Raw genomic sequence first — 15,333 nt, forward strand, 5'->3', positions numbered from 1 at the left:
CCGTTCAACCTTCGCAAGGATTTTTCACCACCCAAAAACTTGACGTACACCCATGCCGAATGTTGAAATAGGCACGATGTACTTTTGCCAAATCCAGGACAGGTCAGTATAATGAATACCAGTTCTCATAGTGCTTGTTTAGCAATTCGGCGAAATGCCTTGCGAAGGTTGATTAGAAACGCGTTTCTCAATGACGCGCCCGTCGCCTGCAAACCACACTTGTTTTGTCGGCTAACCCTTCGCAAGGTTGGCTGTTCCTAAACATTCTCTTAGACAGGTCTGCTTCTTCCGGGCTAGGTTGTTTGAAAGGTCTCGTTATGTCCAAGGCGCTTCGCTCATTGATGAGTTTGCGCGCACGTTTACTTTGGCTTGTTTTCCTCGCCGTAGCGCCGATGCTGGGTCTGATTTTCTACCTGGATCTGCAACAGCGCGAGCGCGTAGTGGATGAGATCGAAGCCGACGCGTTGCGGACGGCACACTTTGCCGCCGATGCGCATCAAGACCTCATCGAAAACGCGCGTGCTTTGTTGACCACGCTCGCTTTACTTCCTCAGATTCAAAGCGATGACTCGACCGCGTGCAACGATTTGCTCGCCCGCGTCATCCAACAAAACTCTGCGTACGCCAACCTTGCCGTCGCCGATCCAAATGGAGCGGTCTTGTGCAGCGCCATTCCTTTTACCGGCAAGTTCGATATTGCCGAGCGCCCACATTTCCGTCGCGCACTCGAAACGCGCGAATTTGCGGTGGGCGACTATCAAGTTGGTCTAATCAGCCATAAAGCATCACTCGCCTTGGGTTATCCTATACTCGATTTGTCTGGACAAGTTCGGCGCGTCGTAACGGCGGGACTGGATCTCGCCTGGCTCAATCAAGTCGCCGCGAGCGCGCGCTTGCCGGAAGGTTCGCAACTTGTCATCCTTGATCGGAATGGCGTGATTCTGGCGCGCTACCCCAATCCGGAAAACTGGGTCGGCAAGCTCGCCGCCGATTATGCCATCGCCAAAACCGTTCTCGCGCAAAATGAAGGCACGGCGCAAGGATTGGGAATGGACGATGTGCCGCTTTTGTATGCGTTTACCACACTGCACGATCAAACCGATTCGAGCGCGCATGTGCTGATCGGCGTTCCGCGCGCGGTTGCGTTTGCCGCGCAGGATGCGATCCTCACGCGCCAACTGGTCGCGTTGGCGTTGGTGACCGCGCTCGTGTTTGTGCTCGCGTGGTACGGCGGCGATTGGTTTATCGTACGGCGTGTCAATACGCTGTTGCGCGCGACACGGCGACTTGCCGAGGGCGATTTATCGGCGCGCACGACGTTGCCATACGGTGTCAGCGAACTGAGTGAGCTGGCGCGAGATTTTGACGAGATGGCGGATGCGCTCGAACAACGCGACGCGCGGCAAACACACATCGCGCAAGAATTGGAAGCGGAACGCGATTTCGTTCTCCAGATCGTCAACACGATGGGGCAGGGCTTGACGGTGATTGATGAGGAAGATCGTTTCGTGTACGTCAATCCGGCGTACGCGCGCATGACCGGCTATTCCGTCCAAGATCTGATTGGCAAATGTCCAAGCGACGTGACGGTCATCGAAGACCTGGACACACTCGCACTCGCGCAGGCGAATCGCGTGGAAGGCAAGACGACGACGTATGAAATGCACGTGCGCCGTCCGGATGGCGCGCACGTCCACGCGTTGGTGACCGGCGTGCCGCGCTGGCACGCTGGTCAATACGCCGGCGCGATTGCGGTGATCACCGACCTGACCGAGCGTCGTCAAATGGAAGAGGCGTTGCGCGCGAGCGAATCGTTATACCAATCGCTGGTGGCGGCATTGCCGCTCAGTTTGTGCCGCAAAGATTTGGACGGGCGGTTGGTCTTTGCCAATGCGCGTTATTGCGAAGCCTTCGGCAAATCGTTAGCGGACCTGATGGGCAAAACCGATTGGGATTTGCACCCGCCGGAGTTGGCGGAAAAATATCGCGCCGATGATTTGCGCGTCATCGAATCCGGCGACACGTTCGAAACCGTCGAAGAACATCAACCCTTGGGCGGGAGCAAACGATTCGTCCAGGTCCTCAAGACGCCGTTGCGCGATCGTGAAGGCGCGATCGGCGGCTTGCAAATCGTTTTCTGGGATGTCACCGCGCGCACACTCGCGGAACAGCAACTCGAATATCTCAGCACTCACGACACGCTGACGCAACTATTCAATCGCGCGTTTTTTGAATCTGAACTGACGAGCTTGGAACACAGTCGTCAATTCCCCGTCTCGCTCGTGATGGTGGATGTGGACCGGCTCAAACCCGTCAACGATCAGCAAGGTCACGCGGCGGGTGATGCGTTGCTCCAGCGCGCAGCAAGCGTCCTACGCAAATCCTTTCGCGCCGAAGACGTGGTAGCGCGCATCGGCGGCGATGAGTTTGCGGTGCTCTTGCCGAACACCGACGCGAACGCGGCAGAGATAACCTTGCGGCGCGTGCGTCATCATCTCAAGCTGCACAACGCGGCGGAGAATGATGCGCCGCTAGAATTTTCTATCGGCGTTGCCACCGCTACGCGGGGCGAATTGTTGAACGAGGCGTTGCGGCAAGCGGACGCGCAAATGTACTGCGAGAAGGAAGCGCATCGAAAAAGAGACGCGGGTAAATAGAAAGAACCCAGGTTTCTTCACGGAACCTGGGTTCTGGCATGGTCAGACTAGTCATTCCGGTCAATCTGGCTAACGAATCCAAGCGTGAGCATCCACACGAACGCGAGGTCCACGTAAAAGTACGCCGCGTCAATCAAACCGTGCGCGAGCGCGGCGCTCATACTCGCGATCAACCCAATGACGAGGGCGCGCGCATTCCCCTTTATTTCCCTCAGTTCCCCGATCCCCTTCTTGAAGAATTCAAAAACCATCCACCCCAGCGCGATCAACCCAGGAATACCCATGCGCGCCCAGAAATCCAAAACAACATTGTGCGGATGTGAGAGGTTCGGTTCGCGCCACGCGTCGGCGCTGATGTACTTGGGATACGCGTACAAAAAGTTGTCCAGCCCGACACCCAGGATCGGGTGATCGAGAATCATCGCCCAGCCGGACTGCCACACGCTCACGCGGAAAAAGCCGGTGCCGGTACCGAGTTGAAACAACGATTGCGCGCGTTCGGTTTGCGAGAACGGAATCAGCGCGAGGACGGCAACGACGAGCAACGCGATCAGCACGAGCCGCGCACGGCGACCACTCAGCATGCCGATGACGAGCAAACCGGCTGGCAAGCCGATCAACCACGCGCCGCGCGAGAACGTCAAAAACAAACATGCCCCAATTGGAATCGCGGCGAGCGCGTACGCGATGCGCCGACGCGGATCATCCGCAAACCACGCGAGCGCGAGGACAAGCGGCAACGCGCGGTCGAGATAAAGCGCGAGATTATTCGGCGAGCCGTACACCGCGAGAATGCGCCGCACACCTTCGCCGACAATCACGTAATTGGTAAATAGGAATTGGTAAAGCCCGATCAGCGATACCGCGAGCGCGGACAAGATGAACGCGTCGGCGAGTCGCTGCAGAGCGCGCGCGGACAAATTCGACCCGCGGATCAACGCGTAGAGCAACGCCGGTTCGAGGACGATCACGCGCAGTTCGCGATTCGCCACGCCAAAGTTCGCGGCAATCGCGACCGAGAGAACGCCGGCGAGGATAAAGAAGAAGATAGCAATGTCAAGAGATGCAAGCCGTGAAATGTAATGCGTAAAACGTGAAACGTAACTCTCCCCTGCTCCCCTGCTCCCTTTCTCTCCCACTTGGCGAATCATCCATCCGACAACCGAAGCCAGCGTCAGCAACTCGACAAGCGAAAACTGCGCGCTGCCAATTAGATTTTTCGGGAACAGGTAGAACGGAATTGTAAAAACCGTGATCGCCAATCCCAGGTCGCGGCGCAGCGCAAACAGGAAAACCACGAGCGCGAGCAAAACGAAATTCAGCGCCGCGTTGCGCGAATAGTAAAATGCTACGACCGCGAGCGCGAGCGCGGCAAACTGGACGATTTCCGGCAATGCGACGAAGCGCGTTTCAATTGGTTGCCACCACGCGTGGATTGGCAATTGCCACAACGCACGCCACGCTTGCCACGCGGCAATCAGCGCGAGCACGCCGAGCGCGGCAAGCATTACGTAGAATCGCGCGTAATCGAACGACGCGAGGAGAACCGGCGCGGCAATCGCGCGCGTCGCGGCAGTGTACAGCGCGCGCGGTTCGAGATTCTTATCCACGAGTGCGAATCCCCATACCGGGTCATCGCTGGGCGCGTTCGGCTGGAAATGTTGAACGATCATCGCGTTCATCCAGCCCCACTCGCTCCGCGCGCGTTGAATCGCGCCGGCGAGACGCGCGGCTTGCGTCGCTTCGGAATCGGAACCCCAGGGAGAAGACTTGCCGCGCCAATCAGTCGGCAACGCGTTCCATCCAAACTCCACTGCCCATGCTGGTTTCTTCGCATCACCCCGCGCGAGCATTTCCTCGCGCAAAAGAATCGCGCGTGAAAAGTTGAACGTGTCCATCGCCACGCGGCGATCATCCGCGCCCGACCACATCCCATACGGTTTGACGCCGAGAATATCAAAACATTCGCGCGCGCCCGCGTCATACATCCCGCGCAAGTACAACACGTCCGAAAAATCTGGGTGCTCGCGAATCAATTCTTCGCTCGCCGCGAGACCGGCAGAGAGAATTTTGATTTGAGGATTCGCCGCGCGCGCCGCGCGTGCGCTCGCACACAAAAGTTTTGTGTATTCGGACGGGTCGGCATTGCGGCGACCCCAAAACGGGTGCACGTTCGGATTGTCCCAGATTTGAATATAGAGACGACTTGCCCAGTTGTCTCGGCGCGAGTACCGCTCCACGAACGCGGCGACGAATCGCGCGTAATTGTCCGGGTTGGCGGGTGGTGCGTTCACTAGGTCGGCTTCGCCTGGATCGCGCGCCCAGGCGGGCGTCGTGTCAATCACCGCGATGAGGTCAAGATTATTTTCGCGCGCGCGCCAGATGATTCGATCTGCTTTCTCCCACGCGAACTCGCCACGTTTCGGTTCCAGGTCGTCCCAATAAAAATGCTGGCGAGCGAGCGTAAAGCCGCCGTTGCGAATCAGCGCGAGCGCGCGATTCAAATCCGCGTCCGAGTACTGTTCGAGCGAAACATTCACGCCGAATTGCGTGGGGCGATTTTCCAAATCGCCAACCCCGCGCGTCTGCGTTTGCATATCGCGAAACTTAATGAATGCAAAACCGGCGGAGCCAGCCAGCGCCGCCGCGCAAATGAGAAGGATAAATAGATCGCGAATGATTCGTGATGTGTTTGTCAATCCTGCGTCTCTCTTCGCGCGATATTTTTTCGACGACGATTCGCTCGCAATCTTTTCAACTTTTTACCAAGGTCACTATTCTTGTGGATTTCACGCCGTGCGATTATTTCCAATACGATTGTTCGCCGCAATGTTATGCCGTTACGATGCCAGCGCAGGCGGTTACAATTCGTACAGGCAGGTAAACAATTCTTTGCCGAACGCGCGCCTCCTTTAGCGCGCTGAGTTACGTGGTCAACTTCCCAATAGCCGCGCAAACTACCTGGTCGCCAACCGCGTTTATCAAAATCCAGTTTGTTGCCGCAAAAATGACAATGCCCGTTTGTTTTTTCAACTATCTCGCGCAATTGTTTTTTTGTCACGTCTCAACCCTCGCGCATCACGCAATACGCCATTCGCCATTCGCCATCCGCTTCACCGCGCCCACCGCGGCAACGACGACGCGCTATTCGCGGTCAGCTGCGCCCAGCGATTCGTCGCGAAATCGTACAACCACACATCGCCGTCGCGAATCGCGGCGAGTTGTTGCGCGCTCGGCGACCACGCGCTCTGCACGACCGTCAACCCGGTTTCATCGGCTTGCGGAAAAATGCGTCGCTTGTTTCCGCCATCGCGATCCATCACTTCGAGCGCGTAGCGACTGCGTTCACTGTCGCTCGGCGAGAGCGATACGCCGAACGCGATGCGACTCTCACCGCGCGCGTTCGCCGGCGACCACGTCGGCGCGGACCACATCCCGGTCTGTTTTGCCAGCGGCGCGCTCACCGAGCCATCGCGCGCGAGCGCCCACACCTCGAACGTTGGGTCGTCGCTCGCGGCGAGCGGGTTGCCGAGCGGCGCGTGCACGACGCCGATGATAAAACGACTATCGGGCGACCACGCGATTTGCGGAGTCCACACCCAATCGGCGCGCGTGCGAAACGGCGCGAATGTTTTCAGCGCGCGGCGCGGCGTGCGATTGTCGTCGGTTGCGCGGTCGCCGGCATCTACGAAACCGATTTCATTCGAGAACGCGTAAGCAATCGAACGATTGTCCGACGCCCACACGAAATTCGCGCCCCACCAACTGTACGGCGCGGGGAACGCCGGCTTCCACACTTGTTGCGCGGGTCTGAGCGATACGTTGCCGTCGCCCAGGGCGAGCGGCGCAACCCAGAGATCGTTGCGCGCTTTCCAACCCGGCGCGCCTTCGATCTTTTCGCCGGTCGTGTACGCCAGCGCGCGCGCGTCGGTCGCGAGTTGCGCCCACAGCACATCGTTCACACCGAGCGGGCGCGGCGCGTCACCGCTGACGAGTGTGTCCACGATCCACAGCGCGTTGAGCGCGTTCGCGGCGTCGCTTGCCGCGCGCGAAAAAAGCAAATACCGTCCGTCTGCCGAAAGCGAAAGCACACGTCCGTCGAGATCGCCGCTTGCCGTGAGCGGACGTTTTTCGCCGCTCGATTGGCGCATCACCCACGCGTTGCGGTACGAGAGATACGCGAGTGTGCCGGAAATGGGAACGCTGGGAATACTGCCCTGGGTTCCGAACGCGAGCACTTCGTCTTTAGGTTGCGCGATTATTTTGCGCGCGGTCTCGCGACGCCCGGTCTCTTTGCCATCTTCGATGGTGATCGTGTAGGTGATCGCGACCGAGCCGTTCGCGCCGAGTTGCAGTACGCGCGGTTGACCTTGCGGGTAGGTTTCATCGCGTACGATTTGGCGCGTAAAAGGCAAGAGCTGGGAGACGGACTCGACGCGCGTTTCGACGCGGGTGACAGTGATCGTCGCGCTGCGTCCCACCTCGGCGAAGAGGGGCGGGTCCACACGGTCGTACTCACCGACCGGGATTTGTTGCTCGCGCAGAACGTCTTCGACGGTGACGGCTTGCGTGTCGAACACGCGTCGTTCGCCGTCGCTGATGAGGACGACGCGCTTGGTTGTCGGCGCGCACGCGCAGACGAGGATCGCGATGAAAACAAGGTAGGGTCTAAGCATTCGCAAAATCGCGATAGCTGGCGAACCATCGCGACGGATAGCATCGCGTTTGATATTTAGAGTTGGCTTGGGCGAATGCTTCGCCCCAACGCGTGATAGACCGGACATGGGCGCAAGTGTAGCACAGGTCACACGCGCGAGCAAACCGATGCAGGCGGCTGGGTGTGCGTCAAGTTTTTGGGTAGTGAAAAAACCTTGCGAAGGTTGAACAGCAATCACATTTGATTTGTCGTCAAAACCTTTTCAACCACAACACAGCACAGGTTGCGTGATGCCGAAACCTGCATCAAGTTGTATCCACGCGGCGTTCGTGCTATACTCCGCGCAATTTCAACGATGGAGGCGAACGATGTGGCGCGGTGAACAAGTGGAACTCGCCGCAGTGCAACGCGAGGAATTGCCCAAGTACGTCGCATGGCTGAACGATTGGGAAGTGAGCCAGTTCTTGATGCCCGGTATTCCGATCCCAATGAACATCGAAGACGAGACTGAGTGGTTTGAGAATCGCCGCAAGAGCAAGGAGAATTTTGTCTTTGGCATCCGCACACTCGAAGGACAACTCATCGGCAACTGCGGTTTGCACAACGTGGATTTGAAGAACCGCACCGCGACGTTCGGCATTTTTATCGGCGACAAGAATTATTGGAGCCAGGGGTACGGCACCGACGCGACGCGCACACTCTTGCGTTTCGCCTTCGAGCAACTGGGATTGAACCGCGTCCAGTTGTGGGTGTACGATTTCAACCCGCGCGCGCAACGCGCGTACGAAAAAGCCGGCTTCAAACGCGTCGGCGTCAAGCGGCAAGGTCTGTTTCGCAACGGCACGTTCCACGATGAAATTCTGATGGACCTTTTGCGCGAGGAATGGGACGCCCTCGCGCGCCCAGGATAATTTGAATCAACCACTGATTTCACAGATTGCATGGATTTTTTTCTGTGGAATCTGTGAAATCTGTGGTTGATCATTTCGACAAAGGCAAACTGAGTGAATTGGTCAAACATCGTGCCCGACCCAACCTGGTCGTTCACCGAATGCACCTCGGCGCAAACGCGCTATATCACGCACGGCTATTACACCTACCCGGCGAAATTCATTCCGCAACTCGCCGCGCGCTTGATTCGCGAATTGTCCCGCGCAGGCGATATCATCGCGGACCCGTTTATGGGTAGCGGCACGACGATCATCGAAGCGATGATGCAGGCACGTGTCGGCGTCGGCGTGGACATCAACCCGGTCGCGCATCTCGTCGCGCGCGTCAAAGCCACGCCCATCGAACCGGACACGCTCAAGCACGCACTCGCGCTACTCGATTTCGAAAACGCGCGCGCGATCATTCCGGCGAACGAACGGATTGACTATTGGTTTACGCGCGCGCAAAAAGAAAAACTGGGCGCGATTCTCGGCGCGGTCTCGGCGATGGACGACGCGCCCGTGCGCGATTTCTTCCTCGTCGCGTTCGCGCAGATTTTGAAATCGTGCTCGATCTGGCTGCAACGCAGTGTCAAGCCGACGCGCGATCCACACAAAACGCCGGCGGACCCGGTCGCCGCGTTCGCGCGACAAACGCGCGCGATGCTCAGACAGAATCACGCATTCTGGGACGCACTCGCGCCGCGCGTGCGCGAGAACCCGGACGCGTTTCGCATCGCGCAGTGCGGCGACGCGCGCGCGTTGCCGGTCGCGGACAACGCCGCGACGCTCGTCGTCACCTCGCCGCCGTACGTCACCTCGTACGAGTACGCCGACTTGCACCAACTTGCCGCGCTGTGGTTGGCGTACTGCGACTCGCTCCCGGAATTTCGCAAACAGTTCATCGGCACCGCGCACTCGACGCGCGATGACATCGCGTTGCAGAGCAAGCTCGCGGACGAAATTTGTCGCGCGATGGGCGAGACGAAAAAATCGCGCGAGGTGCAAAACTATTTCGCGGACATGCTCGAATGTTTTATCGAGATGCGCCGCGCGCTCAAACCCGGCGGCAAGGCGTGCATCGTCATCGGCAACACGGCGTTGAAAGGCGTCGCGATTCGCAACGCTGAAGTGTTTGTCGAGCAGATGCAAAGTATCGGCTTTCGCAAACACGCCATCATCAAGCGCGAGATTCCTTCCAAAATTCTCCCGCAAACACGCGACCCCGAAACCGGTAAGTTCACTTCCGCGGCAAACGCGAAGATGCTCGCGTACCCAGTTGAGTACATTTTGGTGATGGAGAAAATCTAGCCAGCCACAAGAAAAGTTGAACCACAGATTGCACAGAAAAAACAATCTGTGGTTTTTGAAAATCGCGCATGAGTGTCCTGTCAGCAAAGAATTTATCCGCTCGCTCCCGCAAAAACATCGCCGCACGTTTGCTCGCGTGGTACGCCACCCACAAACGCGCTCTCCCCTGGCGGCGCGACGCGCACGATCCGTATCGCGTTTGGATTTCTGAAACGCTCCTCCAACAGACCCAAGTCGCCATAGTCATCCCGTATTACGAACGATTCCTCGCGCGCTTTCCAACGGTTCACGCGCTCGCGTCCGCGCCGCTCGACGACGTGCTCAAGACCTGGGAAGGCGCGGGATACTACGCGCGCGCGCGGAATCTGCATCGCGCCGCGCAAGAGATCGTCGCGCGGTTCGACGGCAACCTGCCCAGCACCGTCGAAGAACTGCGCGCGCTGCCCGGCATTGGTCGTTACACCGCCGGCGCGGTCGCCAGCATCGCGTTCCAGCGCGATGCGCCGGTGCTCGACGGCAATGTGACGCGCGTATTGTGCCGTTATTTCAAGATTGAGAGCGACTCTAAAAGCAAAGCGACGCAGGATTCACTCTGGGAGTTGGTGACGGAACTGGTCCCACACGGACTCGCAGGCGAGTTCAACCAAGCCGTGATGGAACTCGGTGCGACGGTTTGCTCGCCGCGCAAACCCGCGTGCGACGCGTGTCCGCTGAAACGCGGGTGCGCCGCGCGACGTGCCGGGATTCAAGATGAGTTGCCGATCAAGCAAAAAAAGAAACCACTGCCCCATCATGAAATCGCAGTGGGCGTGATCTGGAAACGCGGCAAGGTGTTGATCGCGCGACGCAAAGACGACGCGCTGCTTGGCGGGCTGTGGGAATTTCCGGGCGGTCATCGCGAAAAACGCGAGTCGCTCGAAAAATGCGCCGCGCGCGAGGTGCGCGAGGAACTGGGGATCGAAATCGCGGTCGGAGAAAAATTCGCGGAGGTGGAACACGCGTACTCGCACTTTGCGATCACACTGCACGCGTTCCAGTGCAAACACGTCCGCGGTCGCCCGCGCGCGATTGGATGCGCGGCGTTCAAGTGGGTCGCACCGGACGCACTGTCGCGTTACGCGTTTCCAAAAGCGAATCTCAAAGTAATCGAGAAAATGAGACTGTAGCATGCCCGCCGGTAAAATGGCAATTGTCCCGAATGCAATGAGGGATGGACGCCCGGCGGAACGCCCACCAAAGGCGATTTCAATCGCCCCTGTCGGTCGCCATGCTACACTGTTGAGAAAATCGGTAGACAAGTTGGCATCGCCACCATGTCTACCGGTTTTCTTGTCTACCGGTCTACCCACGACTTATTTTTTCGCGTCGAACAACTTGATGTCGTAACTGCCCGTGCCGTTCCAAAAGAGCCAGCCGTGACTGCCCGCGTCCGCCGCGGCTTTTTTCTGTACGCGATATTGCGTCAGTCCAAAATCGCCGCGTCCGCTGTACGCTTGCAACCACGGACGAATGCGCGTCGGTGTTTTTTCCATCGCACGTTTGGTGCTGTTGAAGATCACCTCGTACGGACAGCGCACCGCTTCGGTGCAATTCGGAATACCCAGCCCGCGCGATAACAAATCCTCCGCGCGCACCCAGGTATCGGGATAGACCATCGGCGAAATGTAATCGAGGTACGGACCCAGATCGCGCAACCGTTGCCCGGTGTATTGCTCGTCGTCGGTTGCGGTCGTCAAACCGAACACATCCGCGGAGAGGAACACGCCGGTCGGACGCAATTCCTTTTGCGCCCGCGCGAGAAAACCACTAATCGTCGCGATGCGCGTCTCTTCGGTATTCGTCACCCCCGCGCCGAAATAGAGATTGTTCCACAAGCCAGGAAAACGCACATAGTCGAATTGGATTTCTTCAAAGCCCAACGCGGCAACTTCTTTTGCGAGCGCCAGATTATACGCCCACGCATCTTGATGGTACGGATTCGTCCACGCGCTGCCGCCGTTCTCGGTAAACACCACACCGTTTGTATACTTGATCGCGAGATTTGGGCGTGAGGTGGCAAGCAAGGTGTCTTGAAAGACCGGCATTCGCGCGATGCAATAGATGTTGTGCTTGCGGCACGCGTCGAGCACGACCACGAGGTCCACGCTTTGCGGTAGACGCGCGCCGATTTCTTTCGCAAGCGGAACCTGGGAATCCCAGGCAATGCGCCCTTTCTCCGATTTTACATCCACGACCACCGTGTTCAATTCCGTCTTGGTCACCATGTCAATCAGCTCGGACACGTGATCGTTTGTCGCGCCGAATGGTATGCGAATGCCGCGCGCGTGGAACGGCGCGAGTTTCACATCGCGCCTCGCCAAGCCGCTGACTTCGACCGGCGTTTTGCGATAGCCGGGCGCGAGCAAAGAGATCGTCGCCTTGGGTGGAACATTTTCGATGCGATACTTGCCTTGTGCGTTCGTCGTCACACTCGTCGCGCCCAGAAAGATCAACGTGCCACTGATCGGTTGATTCGTCACCGCGTCGGTGACCACGCCTTCGACAACATTTGCGCGCAACGCAAACGCGAGCGACGCGTTCCCGGTGTATGGCGCGCTTGCGGCGTCGTAGCCAGCCAGCGCGACGCGAATCGCCGTCCCAGGTTTCACACGACGCAATTCGACGCGACCATCCGCGCCGGTCGTCAGCGTTTGGTTTCCGAATTCTACACGCGCATTCGCCAGCGGGCGCTTGGTCGTCACATCGCTCACCGCGACGACGAGAACGTTCGGCGCGAGCGGGAAATCGAAATCGTTCTGCTCGTCGAACGTCTGGGTGGACGATTGATAACCCAGCAGTACGGCGGTGATCATCGCGCCTTTTTTTACGCCGCGCGCTTCAAACGCGCCCTGCGCGTTCGTCGCAAGTTTCTGTTCGCCGACCGTGACCGACGCGTTTGGCAAAGGCAAGTGCGTCTCCGCATCGCGCACCACGCCGGCAACGCGATTCGGCATGAGCCACACATCGAGCGCGACAGTCTGTGACAATGGACTCACGGCGTCGAGATAAACCTGCGCCGCCGCGTAGCGCTCCGCTTCGACCGCGAGCAAGGTCGCGCCAGGCGGCAAAGACACGGCGTATTCGCCACGCGTGTCGCTCGCGGCAAGATTGCCGGCAAGGTTCAGTAACGCATCTTCAATGGGTTGTTGATTCGTTGCATCGCGCACGACGCCAGTGAGTTGTCGCGTGGTTTGCGAAAGATACACCAGCATCGTTGCGGGGATCAAAATCACGAGGGCGAGCGCGAGGAAAATCCATTTACGCATTGCCGCCGATTATAACACACATTTTTTCCACAACCAATCCACATGTACCGCCGTTTTCATCCACACCTCTTGTGGCATTTTTTTCAACGACCACTAGGCGTGGGGGATACGCGTATAGATTTCTTAACCTGCACGAGTAGTGCGCGCTTTGTCCACATCTTTTCTACCGGCGAGTCCAATCTTAAAAAGCCGGCACGCGGATTTCCTTTTTAAGGTTTTCATCTTGCGTACAATCCCAAGATGTATTACAATCTTGCGGCATTTGATACCGAGACAGCGCGGTCACGGCTTTTTTGTTTCCCTGCGCAGACAGGACACACCTATGAACCCTCAAGAGATATGGCACGCGACGCTCGGCGAACTGCAATTACAGATGACCAAAGCGACCTTCGATACCTGGGTGCGCCCCACGTATGCGATTGGGTACGACAACGGCTCGATGGTCGTCGGCGTCCATAGCCCGTATGCCAAAGAATGGCTCGAAAATCGTCTGTCCACCACTATCCACCGGACTTTGACCGGCATCCTGGGTCGGTCGGCGGAGGTACGCTACGTGGTCAAAGATCAAAAATCTTCGCGTGAACGAACAGACCCACCGGCGGAACGCACCACCCCATTGCTGGGTCACGCGCAGGTAGACGAACGGGAACCCAAGCGCGAAGAGCCAGCCACCGCCAATCCGCGTGAGACCGATTTTGCTGGACGCATCACTCGCCCACTCAATCCCAAATATACCTTCGAAACTTTTATCGTCGGCAACTCGAATCGGTTAGCGCACGCCGCCGCACTCGCCGTCGCCGAACATCTCGGCGAATCGTACAATCCGCTGTTTTTGTACGGCGGCACCGGGTTAGGTAAGACACACTTACTGCACGCGCTCGGACAGCATCCGCAAGTGCATGGCAAGCGCGTGATGTACGTCTCATCCGAGACCTTCGCCAACGACCTGATCAATTCGATTCGCAATCAGTCCACCGAAGAATTCCGCCAATTGTATCGCCAGGTGGATGTGTTGCTGATTGACGACATCCAATTTATCGGCGGCAAAGAGTCCACCCAGGAGGAATTTTTTCACACCTTCAATCACTTGCACGCAGCGAACAAACAAATCGTGATTTCAAGCGACCGCCACCCGCGCGCGATTTCGACGCTGGAAGACCGCGTGCGCTCGCGCTTTGAGGGCGGCATGATCACCGATATTCAACCGCCGGATCTCGAAATGCGGATCGCGATTTTGCGCGCCAAGGTCGAAAGCCATTCCGTCGCGGTGCCGAGCGAAGTGCTCGATTTCATCGCGCGCAAAGTGCAAAGCAACATTCGCGAGTTGGAAGGCGCGCTGACGCGCGTGTACGGTCACGCCCAATTGATGAAACTGCCGTTGACCGTGGACCTCGCCGAAATCGTGCTCCAAGACATTCTGCGCCATCAACCGATCACCGAAGCGCAAGTGATTCAAGTCGTCGCCGAGTTTTATCGCGTGGACTTGGCGGACTTGACGGGGCGCGGGCGTAACAAAGAGATCGTCGTGCCGCGCCAAATGGCGATGTACCTTTTGCGCGAAGAGACCGACGCCTCGCTCCCGCAGATCGGCGAATTGCTCGGCGGGCGCGATCATACGACCGTGATGTACGCCTACGAAAAAATCGCCGAACAGATCGAGACGGACAACCAGCGCCGTCGGGAAGTATTGGCGATCAAAGAGCGGCTTTACAACCAAGCCACCTAACGAAAAAACCGGGCACTTGCCCGGTTTTTTGTGTACCCAGCCCAACCTTGCGAAGGTTACCCACCACTTTGCCGAAACAGAACGCGACGATGCCAAATTCCATTTCTAGAGAATTGTACCTTCAAACCTTCGCAAGGATGAAAACTCACTTTTTTTCTGTCAACCACTTGTCTTTTCCATCTAACTTTATGTCTGTTGATTTATGATTTTTTTGTGGATAACTGCCATTAATCTGGGGATAAAGACGCCGACTTGGGGATAACCTCAATCTTACCAAACTTTGTTATGCTACAATTTGTGCTGGTTCGGCAAGCCGACCACAATCTATTGGACACTGAAAAACATCAAAAAAATGTGGAAAACCACAAATTTTCGCCCACAAGCCATACCCATTCTATTCGCGCCGATTTTGGTACGCGCAAACTAAATCTCGCGAAGGTAGCTGGGTTGCAACGCGAGGGCTCGCACCGAATAGCACAGGCGTTCGCTCTCCCCACTTTTCCACAGCCCCTACTACGACTACTAGTACTATTTATTGATGATACGAAGAATAACATTGATCAATACCGTCAGCACAATGCTCAACAGAATTGAAGTTGCCAATGGAAAGAAACATGAAAAACCTTCCATCTGAATTGCAAAATCACCCGGCAAACGACTAATGCCGGGTATGCGTCCGACAAACACGAGCACACCACCCAACAACGCAAGCGCGAGTCCGACGAGCAATAGCATCTTGCCCCACTCT

General features: G+C 57.4%; 10 protein-coding genes. 5 read left to right on the plus strand and 5 right to left on the minus strand.

From position 1 onward, the window contains the following. Nucleotides 1-317 precede the first annotated feature (317 nt). The gene (locus HY868_15190; GenBank protein ID MBI5303477.1) at nt 318-2,657 is read left to right on the plus strand and encodes a PAS domain-containing protein; all 2,340 of its coding nucleotides are present in this window, start codon (nt 318-320) and stop codon (nt 2,655-2,657) included. A gap of 47 nt (nt 2,658-2,704) precedes the next feature. Here HY868_15190 and HY868_15195 read toward each other — a convergent pair whose 3' ends face one another. Genes HY868_15195 through HY868_15205 form a run of 3 tightly spaced genes read right to left on the minus strand, consistent with a single transcriptional unit; the run spans nt 2,705 to nt 7,333 of the window. After that, nucleotides 2,705-5,356, minus strand: a complete 2,652-nt coding sequence (locus HY868_15195; protein MBI5303478.1) for an O-antigen ligase family protein — start codon at nt 5,354-5,356, stop codon at nt 2,705-2,707. Next, nucleotides 5,353-5,718, minus strand: coding sequence for an HNH endonuclease (locus HY868_15200; GenBank protein MBI5303479.1), 366 nt, complete (start codon nt 5,716-5,718; stop codon nt 5,353-5,355). Before HY868_15200 ends, HY868_15195 begins: the two co-directional genes overlap by 4 nt. Before the next feature lie 52 nt (nt 5,719-5,770). After that, nucleotides 5,771-7,333, minus strand: a complete 1,563-nt coding sequence (locus tag HY868_15205) for a G5 domain-containing protein (GenBank protein MBI5303480.1) — start codon at nt 7,331-7,333, stop codon at nt 5,771-5,773. A 349-nt stretch (nt 7,334-7,682) separates the two neighbouring features. On the opposite strand from HY868_15205, the gene HY868_15210 reads away from it, so the two are divergent. The 3 genes from HY868_15210 (at nt 7,683) to mutY (ending at nt 10,720) form a co-directional block, all read left to right on the plus strand. Beyond that, on the plus strand, nt 7,683-8,225 hold the full coding sequence (locus tag HY868_15210; protein ID MBI5303481.1) for a GNAT family N-acetyltransferase: 543 nt from the start codon (nt 7,683-7,685) through the stop codon (nt 8,223-8,225). A gap of 93 nt (nt 8,226-8,318) precedes the next feature. After that, nucleotides 8,319-9,554: a hypothetical protein gene (locus tag HY868_15215; GenBank protein ID MBI5303482.1), complete on the plus strand. Its 1,236-nt coding sequence runs from the start codon at nt 8,319-8,321 to the stop codon at nt 9,552-9,554. A gap of 68 nt (nt 9,555-9,622) precedes the next feature. Further along, nucleotides 9,623-10,720 carry an A/G-specific adenine glycosylase gene (gene mutY, locus HY868_15220; GenBank protein ID MBI5303483.1) on the plus strand — a complete coding sequence of 366 codons (1,098 nt, stop codon included), beginning with the start codon at nt 9,623-9,625 and terminating at the stop codon, nt 10,718-10,720. A gap of 186 nt (nt 10,721-10,906) precedes the next feature. Here mutY and HY868_15225 read toward each other — a convergent pair whose 3' ends face one another. Continuing rightward, nucleotides 10,907-12,859 carry a hypothetical protein gene (locus HY868_15225; protein ID MBI5303484.1) on the minus strand — a complete coding sequence of 651 codons (1,953 nt, stop codon included), beginning with the start codon at nt 12,857-12,859 and terminating at the stop codon, nt 10,907-10,909. 322 nt (nt 12,860-13,181) lie between these two features. Between HY868_15225 and dnaA the strand changes: the two genes are divergently transcribed. Beyond that, a complete protein-coding gene (gene dnaA, locus HY868_15230; protein MBI5303485.1) occupies nt 13,182-14,585 on the plus strand; it encodes a chromosomal replication initiator protein DnaA in 1,404 nt (467 codons plus the stop codon). A gap of 528 nt (nt 14,586-15,113) precedes the next feature. Here dnaA and HY868_15235 read toward each other — a convergent pair. Next, nucleotides 15,114-15,320: a DUF2905 domain-containing protein gene (locus tag HY868_15235; protein MBI5303486.1), complete on the minus strand. Its 207-nt coding sequence runs from the start codon at nt 15,318-15,320 to the stop codon at nt 15,114-15,116. Between the last annotated feature and the right edge of the window lie 13 nt (nt 15,321-15,333).

The organism is Chloroflexota bacterium (genome assembly GCA_016219275.1).
Classification (GTDB): Bacteria; Chloroflexota; Anaerolineae; order UBA4142; family UBA4142; genus JACRBM01.